Genomic DNA, 17,314 nt, shown 5'->3' with positions numbered 1-17,314 from the left:
TTTCTGGTTCCCTTTCTACGAAACCCCTTCCGGGGTTTGGGGGGGGAGTCCTTGTTTCAACGTCTACCTCAACGACCCCCCTTCCCAGAAAACAGGACCCCCCCCCCCCCCCCCCCCCCCCACGACCACACAATCCCCCGCAACTTCGACAGCTCCCTCACGGGTGCCTTCGTCGCGAACACCGACCAGCAGCGATAGAGCCTTACCCGCAGACGGCCGCGCGCGAGGACGCTGCCCGCGCCCTCTCCCCTGGTACGCCAGGTTGTCCGGCGCTGAGCGCGGAGGCCTCGCCAACACGCAAAGTAGACGGCCTACCCGTCAGATCATCGTGCGCGAGCGGTGGCACCGGCCGGGCCGCAGCGTCGACGACAAGGCCCTGCCCGCCCCCGTGCACCTCACTGACCGGGTCCGGGTACGGCGCGACATCGGCTCCGGCCGGGAGCATGCAAGCCGGGCCGCCGCCCGGCCGGGTTCCGGGGCGGGCCGCAGGTCGTGGCTCGTACTGGATCGGGCTGGACATGTTGCGGGGCGGCCGCGTTGTCGCCGACCACCGTCCGTCCGGGCAGCGCAATCGCGGCGGACGCGGGCGGACACGAGCCAACCGCAGCTCTTTCAGACCCGGTTTGGCCGAGAAACCCTGAAGAAGGGGAGCAGTCCTGGCCGCGTCAGCGGGAGGAAGGAGCGCTCCGGGGACGAGGCGGTGCTCGGGTGAACGCTGCCACCCTCGCGGATGACCCGCAGGCCGAACCCGCCCCATGCCACCGCACTGCGCGCTATCCACATTCCGTGACCCATACCCTCGCGCGCGTTCTCGCCGCCTGCTGTCTCGCCCTGGCGTCGCTCGCCGCGGGCCCCGCCGACGCGGTGGCCGCCGAGCCCGTCGTCCTGCCGCTCACCGACGCCGTCGCCGCCCTGCCCTTCGCCGGTGAATCCCGCGACGGCTACACCCGCGACGCCTTCCGCCACTGGAACTCCGGCGCCGACCCGACCGACGGCTGCAACACCCGCGGCGAGGTCCTCATCGCCGAGGCCATCACCACCCCCGTCGTCGGCGCCCGCTGCGCGCTCACCGGCGGCAGCTGGTTCTCCTACTACGACGACACCACCGTCACCGACGCCTCCGGCCTCGACATCGACCACATGGTCCCCCTCGCCGAAGCCTGGGACTCCGGCGCCTCCGCCTGGAGCCCCGCCCAGCGCGAGGCCTACGCCAACGGCCTCGGCCAGGACACCAGCCTCATCGCCGTCACCGCCCGCTCCAACCGCAGCAAGGCCGACCAGGACCCCGCCCAATGGCTGCCCCCGGCCCAACGCGCGGTGTGCCGGTACATCTCCGAATGGACCGCGACGAAACTGCGCTGGAACCTCACCGCCGACCAGAGCGAACGTGACCGGCTGACCGAACTCGCCGGCGGCTGCGGCGACACCACCGTCGCCTACACCCCCGCGGTGTAGACGACGGTTCACGTACCGGCCCGGCCGCCGGGACAACGGCCGGGCCGGGCCGGCTCAGGACAGCAAGCGCGTCCGCCAGATAGCGTCGGCTCGCCCGTGCGTGGGCCTGTCAGCTCATTGCCTGGGCGGCACGAAGGCGTCGTAGCCGTCGGCGTCGTCCGGTGCAGCGAGCATGCCGTGGAACACGATGTTGCGGTGGTGCAGGATGGTCGCGTCCGTGCAGACGCCTCGGACATCCTCCGCCATGAGGTAAGTGGACAGCAGGACGCACGACGTACGACCCAGCTCGCGCACCAGAGCGTGGAAGCGGACCCGCTGCCCTACGTCCAGGCCGACCGTCGGCTCGTCGAGGAACAGCGGCTGGAGCGAGTTGATGACAGCTTGGGCGATGCCGACGCGCTGGTTCCCTCCGCCTGAGAGCTGGCCAGCGCCATTGCCCGAGCCTGCCGCCCGCGCGGCCCCACTCCACCGCTCCCGGGATCTCGTCGTGGGGCATGTCTCGCAACCAGCCGCGTACACGAGGAACTCACCGACGGTGTAGCCGCGGTCAGGCCGAAATCCTGCGGGAGACAGCCCAGGCGGCGCCGGATCTTCCGGCGCTGCATCGGGATGCGAGTGCCGCGGTCTAGGAGGGTGCCGCTGCCTTCGGTGACGGCCGCGGCCGCCGCCGGAATCCGCAGCGGGGTGGACTTTCCGGCCCCATTCGGTCCGAGCAGCGCGTGCACCCCGGACCCGAGGCGGAGGTCGACGCCGTCCAGGATGAGGGCACGCCGGCGTCGTACGCACAGATGTTCCGTGCGGATCATCGGGACCCCAGACGTTCGAAGGCATGTCGGCACAGTGCGAGCAGTTCGTCGAGCACCGCGGAGAGCACGCCGAACACGATCGCGCCGCCCGCCTGCATGAACTGCTCCTGGACGTCCCGCAGGGCGAGCAGGATCCGGTGGGAGTTGTTGCCTCGGTACCCAAGGGCGCCAGCCGGTCTATGTGGAGTCTGGGCCAGCGGTGGAGGTATCGCCTGTCGATCTCTCGGGGTGAAATGTTCGAGAGACCGACAGGCGAAGGGGTGCTGAGCGGCCTCAACCGATGGCGATCCGAGTCTGCCAGTACGTCTTCGGCGTGATGATCTCCGTGCCGCTGCCGGACAGGGCGGTCTTGCTGCCCGCGTAGAACCTCACTTGCCCGTTGGAGATGACCGCCCAGATGTCCGGGATCCCGTCATTGTTCACGTCGGGTGTGCCCATCAGCAGCGGAATGGCGGTGCTGGACCAGCCGGAGGCGCCATACTCGGTGTCGGCTCCGCCTGCGGAGTTGGCGGCGGCGGCCAGGGAGGTGAGGTTGACGCCTCCGGTGGCTGCGGCGATGCCCTTGCGCAGGAGCAGTTGTCCGGTCGGGTCGTGGCGGTAGACGATGTCGGCGACGCCGTCGCCGCTGACGTCCATGACGGTTACCAGGTCCCGGTCGAGCCAGGGCGAGGAGGACAGCTGGGTGGCCTGGTCGATGGTGGCGCCGTGGTAGCCGGTGAAGGCCCATAGTGCGTTGCCGATGGTGGCGAGGAAGTCCGTCCGTCCGTCACCGGTGATGTCGCCGGCGGCGACGATCTGGGTGAGGGTGGAGGGGCTCGGGGCGCCTGGCGGCAGCAGGATCTCGCGGCGTTTGTCGATGTTGACCGCGCCGTAGCCGTCACCGGGGTAGATCCACAGCTTGCCCTCGACGCGGACGACGAGGTCCTGGAGGCCGTCGCCGCCGTAGATGTCACCGTTGTGGGTGATCAGTGCGCCTTTGAAGTGACCGCTGGGGGCGGGCACATAGGGGGGCAGGTCGTCGCCGTTGGGGTCCTTGTCGGGGTTGGCCCGGTAGGCGCCCGGCATGGAGTAGTCGAGGTCGCCGGCCTTGTCCTGCTGTGCGGGGTAGAGGGCGAGGTTGCCCTCGGCGGTGACGACCATCATGTCCGGCAGGGCGTCACCGGTGAAGTCGCCTGCCTTGTCTGCCTGGTCGCGGGGGGTGACGTAGAAGAAGTAGCGGGTGGGTTCGGAGACGTTGCCGGCGCTGTCGACGGCGCGGACGTAGAGGACGTTGGGTCCGGCGGCTGGTGGTGTGGCGTTGGTGATGGTTGCGCTGACGGTGGTTGCGGTGCCGTTGGTGCGGGCGAGGGTACCTGGGTAGGAGGGGGAGTTGAAGCCGTACTCGTAGCGCACGACATCGGTGTCCAGGGCTCGTACGGTGAAGGCGCCAGCTGTGCCGAATTTCTTGGTGGACCAGGTGGCGTCCTCGGCGTCGATTCCGAAGCCGTTCTGGCTGCCGTCGGCGTTGGGGAAGTCGGTGGAGGTGACCTTGGGCGGCTTGGGCGAGACGGTGTCGAGGACGAATTGGCAGGGCGTTGTGGGGTACCACGGGGAGGTGGCGCCGGCGTCGTCGACGGCGCGTACTCGCCAGGAGTAGGCGGTTCCGGCCTTGAGGGTGCTGGTGGAGAATCCGGATGTGGTGCGCAGTGCGGCACTGGTGTCGCCGCCCACGGAGACTTTGCCGGTGGTCTTGAGCAGGTCACCGGTGGTGCCCCACTGGTTGGTGGGCCACAGGTCGAAGTCGAGGTAGTTGAGGTTGGCGTCCTTGTCGGTGGCCTTGGCGGTGAAGGTCAGGTTGCCGGAGCCCATGCGGACGTAAGGTGCGCTGGTGGTGCACTTGCCGTCCGGGCTGAGGTCGAGGGAGTTGGTGACGATGGCGGGTGCACGGTTGTAGATGAGTTCGAGGTAGGGCGCGTTGTCGCCGTTGGCCTGGAATTTCTTCCATGCGTACTGGGCGTTCTCATCGCGGGCGCGCAGGCCGAAGGTGATGGTGTCCTGGCCCTTGTCGGCGGCCTTCTGGGCGCCGCTCTTGACGTCGAAGGTCTCGTAGGCGTCGCGGCAGCTGGAGTTGTAGCCGTGGGCGAAGCTCTTGGTGGCGAGTTTGTTGCCGTCGTGGAGTTTGGGGGCGTTCTTCCAGTTGGTGTGGCCGTTGATGGCGGTGGTGAGGTGCACGCTCATCGAGCGGTCCTGGCAGGACCAGGAGTAGGTTTCCAGCATCACCAGCCGGGCGCTGGTGATTTTGGTGCCTTTGAGGTTTTTGTCGAAGTCGATGTTGAAGTACGAGCGTGAGGTGCCCCAGGTGTCGGACTCGAAGCCGACGCGGGCCTCGTGCGTGCCGCCCCTGTTGAAGCCCTTGCCGTTGTAGAAGGTGGCGTTGGGGTGGCGGCTGTAGGCCGTGGTCCAGTTCTGGACGTGTTTTTTGACCGACGGGTCGATAAAGACCGGGTAGATGGTCGCCGGGTCGTTGAGGAAGTCCTGGTCGGGAGTGAGCGTCCACTGGCTCGTGGACAGATCGGCAGTGACCAGTTCGCCGCGCGAGTCGGGCGAGGGGCCCTCCAGGGAGGGCAGGCTCAGGGTCTGTGAGGAGCCGCTCTGCGAGGGTGCGGGGAGCGGCTCTGCGGGAACGGACGGCAGCGGCGACTGCGTCACGGGCACGGATTCGTCGGTGGCCGAAGGTAGAACCTCGGCGCTGCCGGCCTGCTCGTCGGTTACGGGAGCCTGTTCTGAGGCGCTGGGTGTGGCGGAAGCCGAGGGGCCGGAAGTGCCGGTGGTGTTCGGGGTCTCGGAAGCAGTGGGCTGGGCGGTGGCACCCACACTGCCGTCGGTGACCGCCGGGGAGCCGCTGTTGTCCCACATCAGTGGCGTCGGAGAGAGGGCGACCTCTTCGCCCTCGCCGTCGAGTGCGCTGACCACGCCGGTCAGGGGGTCGAGGCGGAACGCCAGGTCGGCTGAGTGCAGGCCGTAGACAAGCTGACGCACGTGCGGGTCTGCGGCCGCTTGGCGGTTCTTCACCACGACGACCTGGCCGAAGCCGTCGTCGTCGGCGGTCAGCACCAGGTCACCGCCGGGGAAGATCTCCGGGTACAGGATCCGGTTGCCGTCGACGACCGGTGTGGGCACGGGGCCGGGCCAGGTCAGCTGGATGGAGTGGGCGCCGCCGTCGACATACAGCGTGACCAGTGGTGTTCCGGTGTCCGTGGTGGCGCTTTTCACCAGCGACAGGCGCTGGGCGCCCGCGCGTGAGGCTCGCTCGTCGTTGTCCTTGCCGGAGCCGGCCGAGAACACCATGCGGGTGTTGGTGGCCTTCGGCTCCCATCCCTGCTTGGTGCGGTGCAGGCTCGGGTCGACCGTCTTCCAGACGCCGCTCACCTTGGCGCGGATCGGGGAAGAGTACAGCCGTTTCGCCATCTGGCCGTCGGGTCTGGCCCATGTCGTGGAGGCGGCGGTGCGGGCCGACGTCACCTCGACATTTTTGCCTGTCTTGGCCGCCTGGCGGAGCGCGGTGGCCTCGGTGACCAACGGGGCACGCCGGCCTTCCGTGTCCTGGGAGTTGTGGTCATCCAGCCGGAATCCGGCATAGACGATTCCTGTGGTGGCGACCGCGGTCGCGAGCAGTGCGGCAGTGGCCCGACGACCGGGCCTGCGACGCCAAGTGCGCGTCATCGGGCGAGTTCCCCTTCCCCATCCCTGTAAGAAACCGGCGGTCAGGACGGAGCTCCCCCACCAGGCAGCTGATGATGACTTATGAAGATCCTGTCGTCACCCCGTGATGAACAGGTGGGAGTGCCGGAACGTACTTCACCTGGCCGGGCGTCAACGCTGCCGGTGCAGTAGTGACGGCACTTCACCAACCGTGCACACCAATGCCATTCGTCATAAATGAGCGGATGTTTTGAAGGCTTGCAGGTCAGTACTGGACGAGAAGCCGGATAGAGGACAGTCACGCCGCTGACTCCATATATATGCGCCTTCCATGCACTTCATAGAGCAATGCGCCGTTACGGAGCGTGATCATAGTCACATGATCACAAGCGGTCTGGTGTTCCTTCACAGATCGGCCACAGAATCTGCGCTGTTCAGCAAGTCATCGCGCGTGGTCCGTCACTGGTCCCGCTTGGAGTGGTCCAGGGGGACCCCGTCGTGTTCGGCCGACTTCCGCATGCCCGCCGCCGCATCGCACGCACCGTCGTGCCGAGCATCGCCGCCACACTCTTGGTCGGGCTGCTGCCCGCTCAGGCGCTGGCGGTGCCACCCGACCCCGACCCGTCTCATGAAGAGACCGGCCGCGAAGCAGTGCAGCTGGAACCGCTGAGAAGCGAAGAACCAGTCCCTGGCACCACGTTCTCCCGCGACCTGGAGACGCTGAAGCAGGAGGAGCCCGAGCCTCAGCTTGAGCCGCCGTCGGGCACCACTCCCCCGCCGGCCGATGTGACTGCCCCTGTGAACTTCGACGCCGCAGTGGTCCCGGCGTCTTTGCGTGCAGATACCGCCGATGAACCAACCGGCATGCTCCCGGCAGGCCCCCTGCCCGTCAGCCTGGGACAAGCTCCCGGCGAGCCGGAGCCGGCTGGCACCTGGCAGGTCGTCATCTCAAGCCGCACCTCCGCCGAAGGCCAAGGCGTCGACGGCGCGGTGGTCAAGGTCGAAGCGCCGGCCACAGGTGCTGTTCCCGTCTCCATAAAGCTTGACTACTCGAAGTTCGAGAGCCTTTACGGAGCGGACTGGGCCTCCCGCCTGCGCTTCGTACAGTTCCCCGACTGCTACCTGGACACGCCCGACGACGAGGCATGCCAGGCATACGAGGAACTGGAGACCACGAACGACGTCGACGCGAACTCGATCACCGCGATCATCGACCCGGCCGCCGAAGGATCCGTGACTCCGGCCTCCATCACGGCGACCGAGCCCCGTTCCTCCGGCGTGATGCAGGCTGCCTACCACCGCATCTCGACCTCGGTGACTCCTGTGGCGGCTTCCGGCAGCACGGCGGTTGTCGGCGCGGTCGACTCAGGGGCGGGCAAGAGCGGCGACTTCAAGGCAAGCCCGCTCGCCTCTGACGGCAAATGGGAGGCCGGCGGCTCCGCCGGTGCCTTCACCTGGTCGTACCCACTGACGATTCCCCCGCCACCAGCCGGGCCTGCACCCCAGATCTCCTTCAACTACAACTCTCAGGCGGTGGACGGCCGCACCGCCGTCTCCTCTCCGCAGGCCTCCTGGATCGGCGAAGGCTGGAATTACGACCCCGGCTTCATCGAGCGCCGCTACCGCCCCTGCAAAGACGACACCAAGACGCTGGATGCCGGCGCGCCCAACAACACCGTCAAGAGCGACAAGACGTCCGACCTGTGCTGGGTGTCGTACAACGCCGTGATGTCCCTGAACGGCAAAACCACCGAACTCGTCCGGGACGCGTCCGCCGGCAGCAACCCGGAGACGGACACCGAGGTCTACCGTCCCCTGAAGGACGACGGCACTCGCGTCGAGCACAAGGTGGGCGGGACCAACAGCGACAACAACGGCGAATACTGGCTGGTCACCACCAAGGACGGCACGAAGTACTACCTGGGGCTGAACCAGGTCGGCGGCGGCCATGAGGACACCGGCTCCGTCTCCACCGTCCCTGTGTTCGGCAACCACCCGTCCGAGCCCTGCCACGCCGCCGCCTTCGCCGACTCCCGATGCGGAGCAGGAAAGCAACAGGCCTGGCGCTGGGGTCTGGACAAGGTCGTCGACGTCCACGGCAACACGATGATCGTCAAGTGGAAGCAGGAGACGAACAACTACGCCGTCCGCAAGAAGTTCAAGACGCCCGAGCAGTACGACCGCTACGCCTACCCGGTATCCATCGAGTACGGCATGCGCAGCGACCTCACCACACCGTCAGCGAAGGTCGAGTTCGGCGTCGAGCAGCGTTGCATCGACGAATCCCCGACCGTCTGCGACCCGGACAACTTCGCCAAGACTGACGACCCGGGCGCCTACCGCAAGTGGTGGGACACTCCCGGCAACCTCAACTGCAAGTCCACCTCCGACATGTGCCCCGCCTTCCCGTCGTTCTGGACGCAATTGCGCCTGACCACGGTGACGACCAAGGCGGCCCGCGCCGGCCAGAGCGGCCTGGGTAAGGTGGACACCTACGCTCTCCACCAGTCTTTCCCCAAGGACTGGTACGACACCGCGCCCGGCTTGTGGCTGAACTCGATCACCCGCACCGGCTTCGCCCCCGGCGACACCGTCGGCACCAAGCAGTCCGCCGCGGGCGTCAGCTTCGCCCCGTACACGGTAGGAACCGACTCCCCGCTGCGGGGCCGGCTCAAGGACCGCCAGCTGCCCAACCTGGTCCTCAACGGCAAGAACGACCAGCGCCCCGGCTTCACCCGCCCGCGCATCGGCACCGTCTCCACCGAGAACGGCGGCGACATCGAGATCGAGTACACCGGCGGCTGCCCAGACGAACCGGCGGAGGACAAGGGCAAGGCCAACGGCACCTGCTTCCCGGTTCGCTGGTCGCCCGACGGTGACGAGAAGACGCCCGCGAAGGCCTGGTTCAACAAGTACGTCGTCGACACCGTGACCGAGACAGACAAGATCACCTCGCACGGCAAGCCGATCACCACCCGCTACAGGTATGAGGACTCGGCCTGGGCCAAGAGCGACGACGAGTTCACCCGCCCCGCCCTGCGCACCTACAGCGACTGGAAGGGCTACCGGACCGTCACCGTCCTCAAGGGCGCCAAGAGCACATCCGAGATCTTCGGCGTCCGCGCCGTCAACGCCCAGTCCAAGACCGTCAGCCGCTACTTCCAGGGCACCGGCGGAGCCGTGAAGGACTCCACCGGCACCTATACGCTTCTCGGCGACGACGCGGAACAGTTCGCTGGCATGACCGCCGAGACGATCACCTACGAGAACTCCAGCGGCGGCATACTCAAGCGCAGTCTCTCCTTCCCCTACTCCCAGCAGACGGCCTCGCGTACCCGGGAGAACGAGGACGGCACGACAGCCGCCCCGCTCCTCGCCCACCGCGTCGGTGTGAAGCGCACCGACGACATCCAGACGGTCGGCAGCAGCTGGCGCGCGGTGCGCACCCTCACCACACTCGAGGACACCTACGGCCTGCCGGTCCAGGTCCAGACTGCCGTGGTCAAGCCCAGCGGCAGCTCCGAGATCCTGTCCGATCAGACCTGCACCATCACGACGTACGTCCACAACACCTCGGCCTGGCTGATCGGCCTACCCAAGGACCAGCGCACCACGACGACGTCGTGCGCTGACCAGGCCACTGCCGACCCGTCGACCGAGCTCAAGACGCAGGTGCACAACACCTACGACGCCCTGAGCGACAACGCAACACCGGTCAAGGGCCTGCTTACGGCACAGGCCACGAACGACGGGGCCGGTAATGCCAGTGCGGTCGTCACCACGACGACCTACGATCCGCTGGGCCGGGTACGCACCGTCACTGCGCCCGAAGTGGGCACCGCCGAGACGCAGTACACACCCGCCGACACCGGCGGTCCGCTCACCCAGGTCAAGTCGATCAACACCAAGGACCAGGTGACCACCACGGCCTACGACCCGGGCCGCGGACTCGCCCTGAGCATCACCGACCCCAATGGCCGTGTCACCCGCAGTGAGTACGACGCCCTCGGCCGCCTCATCAAGGGCTGGTCGCCATCCGCGCCCACCACGTCGCCCACGGTGCAGATCACGTACCAGATGGCCGTGGCCACGCCTGAGGTGAACCGTCCGGCCGCGGTGACCGTCCAGTCCCTGAAAGACGACGGCTCCTACTCCCGCCAGATCACCCTCTACGACGGACTCCAGCGCGAAGTCCAGACCCAGAGCGAAGCCCACGGCGCCGGCCGGATCATCGTCGACACTCACTACGACGACCACGGTCTGGTCGCCGAGAAGAGCGGCGCATACCTGGCGAAGAGCGAGCCGAGCACTGATCTCTTCGCCCCCAGGTCCAAGTCGCTCATCCCCAGCTCCGTCAGGTACACCTACGACGGCCTGGAGCGCGAGCTTCGCGCCGACACCTACTACGCGGACGTCCGCAAGTACACAGCGACCAAGTCCTATGGGGACACCAGCGTCACCGTGAACCCGGCGGGCTCCACAGCGCCCCGGACACGTACCGATGTCGACGCGCTCGGACGGGTCTCGTCCATCCGCTACTACAGCCAGGACGCCGCCACCTCCGACACCGGCCGCGACACCACCTACGAGTACGACGCCCGAGGCAACCGCAGCAAGGTCACCGACACCGCCGGCAACGTCTGGTCGTACGTCTACGACACCCGAGGCCGGGTCACCTCCTCCACCGACCCCGACACCGGCACCACCGCGATGCGCTACGACAGCGCCGACCGCCTGATCTACACCAAGAACGCCCGCCAGCAGGAAACGTTCACCGAGTACGACCCGCTCGGCCGGGTCCGCTACGTGCGCCACGGCTCGGCTACCGCCAGCCCGGCCAAGGAGTACACCTACGACACAGCGCCCGGTGGCATCGGCCAGCTGAAGGAGTCCGTCCGGCACACCGCCGACGGCGACTACATCAGCCGCGTCACCGGCTACGACGCGGCATACAAGGCCACCGGAACCGAGACCGTCATCCCGGCAAACTCGATGACGACCGGCCTGTCGGGAACCTACGCCTCCAACTACACCTACACACTCACCGGCAAGCCACAATCCGTCATCCTGCCCTCGGTGGGCGGTCTGGCGCGGGAAAAGGTCGTCACTCGCTACAACGGTGACGGCCTGGTCGAGAGCACCTCGGGCGCCACCTGGTACACGACCGATGCCACCTACTCGCCCTACGGCGAGGTGCTCCGCACGGTCTCGGGAACTCAGCCCTACCGCGTGTGGACGACGAACTTCATCGACCCCCACACCGGCCGCCTCCAGCGCACCGTAACCGACCGCGAAACCGCCGGCCCGCACCGCATCACCGACGGCTACTACTCCTACGACGTCTCCGGCACCATCACCTCGACCTCCCGGCACCTCGCAGACGCAGGCGCGGGCACCTGGGACACCCAGTGCTTCACCTACGACGTCATGGGCGAACTCGTCAACGCCTGGACATCGAACATCAACCCTGACGGCAACAGCACCGGCTGCAAAGCGGCCAACGGCGCCACCTGGGGCTACGACACCGACTACACCACCTCCTCAGGCCCCGTGGCCGACGCCCCCGACACCGCCGCGGACACCACGAGCCCCGACGCCGCCCTGGTCTCATCTCTTGGGGCAACGGCCCCGTCCGCGGGCACCGTCTCCACCGGCGCCACCGCCTACCGGCAGTCGTTCGCCTTCGACTGGATCGGCAACCGAGCCACCCTCACCGAGCACGACACGACCGACGCGACGAAGAACGTCACCTACACCTACAGCCACGGCAAGACGCTGGCCAACGGCACCAAGACCCAGCCACACACCATGACGTCAGTCGCCTCGACGCCAGCGGGCAAGAGCAGCAGCTACGTCTACGACGCCACCGGCAATACGACGGACCGCGACCTGTCCACGAGCGCCCAGGACCTGGTCTGGTCGCCCGAGAACAAGCTCGACTCCCTCACCAGCGCCGGCGTGAAGACGACGTACGTCTACGACGCGGACGGCAACCGCATCCTGGAGAACTCACCCTCCGGCTCGGTCCTCTACCTGGGCGAGACGGAACTGACGACGAACGCCACAGGCACCATCACCAAGGCGTCCCGCGCATACGGCCAGGCCGGCGCCCCAACAGTCGTCCGCACCACTACCAACGGGGCGACGACCGGGCACAAGCTCAACGTGCTCCTCGCCGACCACCTCGGCACCGCAAACACCACCGTCGAACTGTCCGGCACCCAGCCGGTCACCCGCCGCGCCTTCAAGCCGTACGGCGAAACCCGGGGCACCAAGCCAGCCACCTGGCCCAACAAACGCAGCTACCTTGGCGTCGGCATCGATGACACCACCACCGGCCTCACCCACATCGGCGCCCGCGAATACGACCAGACCGCCGGCCGCTTCACCTCCGCCGACCCGGTCATCGATATCGCCGACCCGCTCCAGATGAACGGGTACGCCTACGCAAACAACAGTCCTATCAGCAAAAGCGACCCCACCGGCCTCATGCTGGACGCCGAGGGCGGCGGAACAGCACCATGCACCAAACCTGGAGGCTGCGTCCGCGACGCCCCCAGTAATTTGGTCCTGTTCGACTGGCACGACGAAGGCAGCGCCCAGTACGACTACAACGGTGACGGATACATCACGATCTTCCCCACCGTAAACGTCCCCGCCAAATGGAACAAAGCGCCCACCTATATCAATGCGTTCTACGAGAAAATCAGATATCTCTGCTCCACATATGGCATCGACAACTGCACGGACATGTCCGAGCCCATCAATGTCGCCGCCGTCAACGGCTCAAAGGGCGAAGGCTGCCTGGCAGTCGACAGAAAGTGCCCTGCCGGTCTGAGCTGGGGAGCGGGTGCAGCAATATCTAGCGCACTCGGAGCAGCTGGCTACGGCCCCGAAGGCCCTGGAATTTTCGGCAGCTTTGGCGGCCCCAGGTCTAAATCCCCGAAGTGCAACCAGTGCTTCCTCGCCGGCACCAAAGTCCTCCTTGCGGACGAATCCTCGAAGAACATCGAGGACGTAGAAGTCGGGGACGAAGTGCTTGCAACGGACCCCGACACCGGGGAAACCGGGCCCCACAAGGTAACCCAACTCATCGTCACCGAACACGACAAGCACTTCAACGAACTCACCATCCAGACACCCGACGGCCCTCGTAAACTCACCGCCACCCACGAACACCCCTTCTGGGTCCCCGAACTCGGACAGTGGATCGAGGCCCAAAACCTCACACCCGGCACAACCCTCCGCACCGACGACGGAACCACCGTCTCGATCCTGGCCAACCGGGCATACCAAGCACACGCCCGCACCTACAACCTCACCGTCGACGGCCTGCACACGTACTATGTGCTGGCGGGGCAGACTCCGGTCCTTGTTCACAACAGCAACTGCGGCCCGTCCCTGAAGGATTTGCAGAAGGACTACCCGCGGCGCACTGTGGGAATTCTTGATGTCGGGGGCGATCAGCTGCCGATGATCAGTGGTCCAGGCGGTCAGTCTGGACTCCTCAAGAACCTCCCAGGTCGTACGAAGGCCAACGGGGAGCACGTGGAGACTCACGCAGCAGCGTTCTTGCGTATGAACCCGGGTGTCAGAAAGGCCGTGCTCTACATCGACTACCCGACGGGGGCCTGCGGAACATGCAGAAGTACATTGCCTGACATGCTGCCCGAAGGTGCTCAGCTGTGGGTGATCTCACCGCGTAGGACTGAAAAATTCACGGGACTTCCTGACTGAGTTAGGAAAGGAATCGGCGGCCCATCCAGGTGGATCGGCCGCCGATTAGTGTTTCCCTGTCTACCAGGGCAGTGGTTCATCGGTTGTGTGGTCCTGAGCGCCGGAGTATGAGCGCCACTTGACTCCTGGCATATTCTCAGCCCAGGAGAGATCGCCTGGCGCCCTCGCCGCCAGGGTGACGTCATGACCTTCGTCGGGATCATCGCTCGGGTGGACGAGCGCCAGCCAGCTCTCGCCGAAGAGGATGCGCGAATCGTTGGCTGGCCAGTTCCACGCAGGGAAGGGGAGCTCATGACTTCCTTCCCGAGACCAGAGCCAATCTGCCGGGACTCCTTGCGCTACTTTCGTCGCAGGAGCCCCCAGGATTGCTTCTAGGATCGTGGCATGAATCAAGAAATCTGAGAGCTGCTCGTCAGTCCGTCGCCATGGGGTCGGTTCGTCGGACGGCTCTCGCTCGTACACAGAGCGATCTTCACTGGCCGGGTCGAATGCCCAGACCCAAGTTCCTTGGTTCTCAACCCAGAACGGAATCTTTCCGTCTTCCACCGCGAGTTCCGAAAGGGGGATGGCGTAGTTGTGCGAGGTGATCTCCCCGCCCCACTGGGCAGAGATTTCATGCCACTCGACAAGCTCCCTGGGCGCTTCAGGTGATTCTCCCAGTCTCACATTGGGTGATTGCGGGGCGCCGTACCACCTCCGCAGAAATCGCAGCAGGCCCGGGTTGTCCGTGGGGGCGAGAGAGTTCATGTGAGACATTATGCGCTACATGCCGGGTGTCGACCTGAGTTGACCTGTAAATCGCTAAAGCAAAACGGGAGCCCCGTAGGTGGGGCTCCCGTGGGCCATGACGGCAGTAGTTGACGGCAACGTCAGCGGACGAGGGCGGCGCAGGGCGGCGGTTCGTCGCCGTCGCCGCTTGCCGTCTCGGCGGTCTCCGGGCTGCCGAGTGCGGTGCTGAGGGTGTTGATGGCGTCGCGCTGGAGGCGGAGTCGGACGTGGGCGTAGACGGTGGCGGTGACGCCGATGTGGGCGTGGCCGAGGAGTTCCTTGATCACGACGAGTTCGACGCCCTGTTCCAGGAGCAGGGTGGCGGTCGAGTGGCGGAGGTCGTGGAAGCGAATGCGGCGGAGGCCGGCCTTGTGGAGGAGCGTGATGAAGGCGCGGGTGAGGTTGGTCGGGTCGATCGGTCGACCCTGCGCTGTGGTGAACACGTGCCCGTCGTGCTGCCATGTGGTGCCCGCGGCCTCACGCTCGCGCTTCTGCTGTTCGTGGTGGAGCTTCAACGACTGGACGCAGCGGGTGGGGAGGGCGATGCGGCGCTCGGAGGCCCGCGTCTTGGTGGGCAGCGTGGTGAGCCCGCCTGCGGCGGTTCGCTGCAGGGTGCGGCGAATGGCGGCGGTGCCCGCGTCGAGGTCGAGGTCCTCCCAGCGCAGGCCAAGGAGCTCGCCCTTGCGGAGTCCGGTGTGGAGGGCGAGTTCGAACAGCGCGTGCAGCCGGTGGCCCTGGGCGGCGGCGAGCAACTGTCGGGCTTCTCCGGCGGTGAGGGGTTCGAAGCGTCGGGGCCGGGGTGTGCCGATGCGGACGTTGCGGGCGACGTTGCGCGGGATCTCCTCCTCTCGTACCGCGTGCTCCAGGGCGGACTTGAGGACGGAGTGGACGTAGGCCAGGGTCAGGGGCGAGAGCCGCTTGGAACAGCAGTTTCCGGCGGCGCAGCAGCGGGGCTTATCTCGGCCGGCGTCGAGGCGGCGAGTGCAGCACTGGCAGGTGGTGCGGAGCTGGTTGAGCCAGGTGCGGACGTCTTTGGCGGTGAGCTTTGCGACCTTCTTCCGTCCGAGGCCGGGGATGAGGTAGAGCCCGGCGACTGCGGTGTAGCGGGTGTACGTGTTCTCTCGCAGGTGGTGGATGGCGACGTTCTCCAGCCAGTACGTCAAGTACGCGGCCACGCTGCCTTGCGCGCAGGGGACGGGTAGGCCGCGGTTGCTGGCGGCAATCTTCTCGGTGAGCTTGGCCAGGGCTTCCTTGCGGGTGGTGCCGTAGACGCGGACGCGGCGGCGGGTGTTGCCGGGGGCGAGGACGTATCCGGCGGCTTCCCAACGGCCGTCCTTGCGCTGGTAGACGGTTCCGTCGCCGTTGGCGCGCACGCGGCGGGAGGCGGGGTTGTCTCGGGGTGTGGTCATCGGGCGGCTTCCTGGTCGAGGCGGGTGCGGATGAAGTCGGCCAGCGCACGGGCGGGGATGCGGCGGGCGCGGCCGAGGGTGATCGAAGCGAGTTTGCCGGGTGCGGAGCAGGTCGTAGACGGCGGAGCGGCCGAGTTGGAGGCGGGCCATGACCTGGGGAACCGTCAGCAACTCCTCCGGCGTACTCGGCCCCTGGTGGGGCGCGGCGGGCGCATGGGTGATCATCAGCAGCCCCCTTCCGCGATGAACCGACGTTCCAGTTCCCGGCGGTGCCAGACGGCGGCTGCGAGGAGCGCGGCGCCGGGGCTGTAGCCCGAGCCCTGGTAGTCCCAGTGGCCGACGACGAGCGTGGTGTCCGGGTCGGGCTCGGGCAGGCCGGCGTGGAGGCGGGCCCGTTCCGTACGCCAGGCGCGGCGGGCGGCGCGCAGCGCGCCGAGAGTGATCGAGTAGGAGCGGGACTTGGTGGAGAAGTGGCCCCGGAAGCCGAGCATGTGCGCCCACTTCCAGAGCTTCAGACTCGCGAACTCCGGCAGCTTGCCCAGCTCCCAGCAGGTGCGGATCATCTGCCGCACGTGCCTTGCAACGCCGACGCGGGGCAGGGGCCGGGCCTGGCCGGTGCCGGCGCAGGCGGTGCACGGGAGCGGGGTTCCGTGGGGCAGGAGGGTGGCGCCGCGTCCCTGGCAGGGGCGGCAGAACAGGGAGCGGTCGAGGGCGCCGGAGGCGTCGGCGGACTTGGTGGCGTACTTCGCCACGTAGGCGGCCACGGCCTGATCGGTGAACTCGGCGTCAGCGCCGAAGGCGGCGATCTCACGTACGTCGAGCTGTTCGCCCCAGCCGAGTTCGCGTTCCCCGATCGCATCCGACTCGACCGTGACGCGGACCCGTGCGGCGGCGGCGCGTACGGCGGCGGTGAGCACGGCGTCGGTGGCGTACGGCGGCGGGGGCTGACTGGTGCCGTCCGGGCCGTCGAGCCGGATCACGGCGTGGAAGTGGACCAGGCCGCGCTGCTGGTACTCGGCGACCTTGGCGAAGGAGACCCGCAGGACCGCGAGGGCGGCCTTCTGGGTCATGCCGAGTCGGGCGGCGAGCTCGCGGCGCAGGTAGGTGGTGAAGCGTGGCCACAGGGCGGAGGCGTGGGCGTTGAACAGGACCGCGCCCGCGTAGTCGTACGTCGCCAGATTCAGCGGCGTCCCGACCAAGGGGTCCGTGGATTCGTGGAGTTTGCGGCAGCGGCAGGGACGGATGCCGCCGCCGGGCGTGGTGAGGCGGTTGTGGACGGGGCCGAAGGACGGCGGGGTGAGGGTGACGAAGACGCGAGGGTGGGTGCGGACGGTGTCGGGCACGGTCTTGCCGCCGGACAGGCCAGCGCGGATGAGGTGGTAGGTGTCGGCGGCGTAGAGGCGAGAGCAGGCCGGAGTGCGACGGCCCGCCGGATTGAACCGAAGCACGATAGGTGTC

At 67.3% G+C, this 17,314-nt stretch carries 7 protein-coding genes and 2 pseudogenes; 2 read left to right on the top strand and 7 right to left on the bottom strand.

Translation table 11 applies throughout. The annotated features are described in order from the left end of the window. The first annotated feature begins 786 nt into the window (after nt 1-786). On the top strand, nt 787-1,455 hold the full coding sequence (locus ACZ5Y0_RS33040) for an HNH endonuclease family protein (RefSeq protein ID WP_469132336.1): 669 nt from the start codon (nt 787-789) through the stop codon (nt 1,453-1,455). Between the two features lie 114 nt (nt 1,456-1,569). Here ACZ5Y0_RS33040 and ACZ5Y0_RS33035 read toward each other — a convergent pair whose 3' ends face one another. The 3 genes and pseudogenes from ACZ5Y0_RS33035 to ACZ5Y0_RS33025 form a co-directional block, all read right to left on the bottom strand. Continuing rightward, entirely contained in the window at nt 1,570-1,974 is a 405-nt protein-coding gene (locus ACZ5Y0_RS33035) for an ATP-binding cassette domain-containing protein (protein WP_469132339.1), read from the bottom strand. 32 nt (nt 1,975-2,006) lie between these two features. Further along, nucleotides 2,007-2,261 (bottom strand): annotated as a pseudogene (locus ACZ5Y0_RS33030) (ATP-binding cassette domain-containing protein); the annotation flags it as partial. Between the two features lie 273 nt (nt 2,262-2,534). Further along, complete coding sequence (locus ACZ5Y0_RS33025) at nt 2,535-5,963, bottom strand: DNRLRE domain-containing protein (RefSeq protein ID WP_469132335.1); 3,429 nt, start codon at nt 5,961-5,963, stop codon at nt 2,535-2,537. Between the two features lie 843 nt (nt 5,964-6,806). On the opposite strand from ACZ5Y0_RS33025, the gene ACZ5Y0_RS33020 reads away from it, so the two are divergent. Then, a complete protein-coding gene (locus tag ACZ5Y0_RS33020; protein ID WP_469132334.1) occupies nt 6,807-13,679 on the top strand; it encodes a polymorphic toxin-type HINT domain-containing protein in 6,873 nt (2,290 codons plus the stop codon). A 60-nt stretch (nt 13,680-13,739) separates the two neighbouring features. On the opposite strand, the gene ACZ5Y0_RS33015 is transcribed toward ACZ5Y0_RS33020, so the two are convergent. The 4 genes and pseudogenes from ACZ5Y0_RS33015 to ACZ5Y0_RS33000 form a co-directional block, all read right to left on the bottom strand. Next, a complete protein-coding gene (locus ACZ5Y0_RS33015; protein WP_277323392.1) occupies nt 13,740-14,426 on the bottom strand; it encodes a hypothetical protein in 687 nt (228 codons plus the stop codon). A 122-nt stretch (nt 14,427-14,548) separates the two neighbouring features. Then, the gene (locus ACZ5Y0_RS33010; protein ID WP_469132333.1) at nt 14,549-15,856 is read right to left on the bottom strand and encodes a tyrosine-type recombinase/integrase; all 1,308 of its coding nucleotides are present in this window, start codon (nt 15,854-15,856) and stop codon (nt 14,549-14,551) included. After that, a pseudogene (locus tag ACZ5Y0_RS33005) lies at nt 15,853-16,081 on the bottom strand (helix-turn-helix domain-containing protein). Before ACZ5Y0_RS33005 ends, ACZ5Y0_RS33010 begins: the two are co-directional and overlap by 4 nt. Next, entirely contained in the window at nt 16,081-17,304 is a 1,224-nt protein-coding gene (locus tag ACZ5Y0_RS33000) for a replication initiator (RefSeq protein WP_469132332.1), read from the bottom strand. Before ACZ5Y0_RS33000 ends, ACZ5Y0_RS33005 begins: the two are co-directional and overlap by 1 nt. Between the last annotated feature and the right edge of the window lie 10 nt (nt 17,305-17,314).

The organism is Streptomyces sp. NPDC033216, from assembly GCF_055577115.1.
Note: the sequence above shows the minus strand (reverse complement) of the source record. Positions and strands in the feature narration are given on the sequence as shown.

Bases quoted from the DNA above. Each gene is read 5' to 3' on its own strand.
- ACZ5Y0_RS33025 (WP_469132335.1), bottom strand. From the start codon at position 5,963: ATGACGCGCACTTGGCGTCGCAGGCCCGGTCGTCGGGCCACTGCCGCA.
- ACZ5Y0_RS33020 (WP_469132334.1), top strand. From the start codon at position 6,807: ATGCTCCCGGCAGGCCCCCTGCCCGTCAGCCTGGGACAAGCTCCCGGC.
- ACZ5Y0_RS33015 (WP_277323392.1), bottom strand. From the start codon at position 14,426: ATGAACTCTCTCGCCCCCACGGACAACCCGGGCCTGCTGCGATTTCTG.
- ACZ5Y0_RS33010 (WP_469132333.1), bottom strand. From the start codon at position 15,856: ATGACCACACCCCGAGACAACCCCGCCTCCCGCCGCGTGCGCGCCAAC.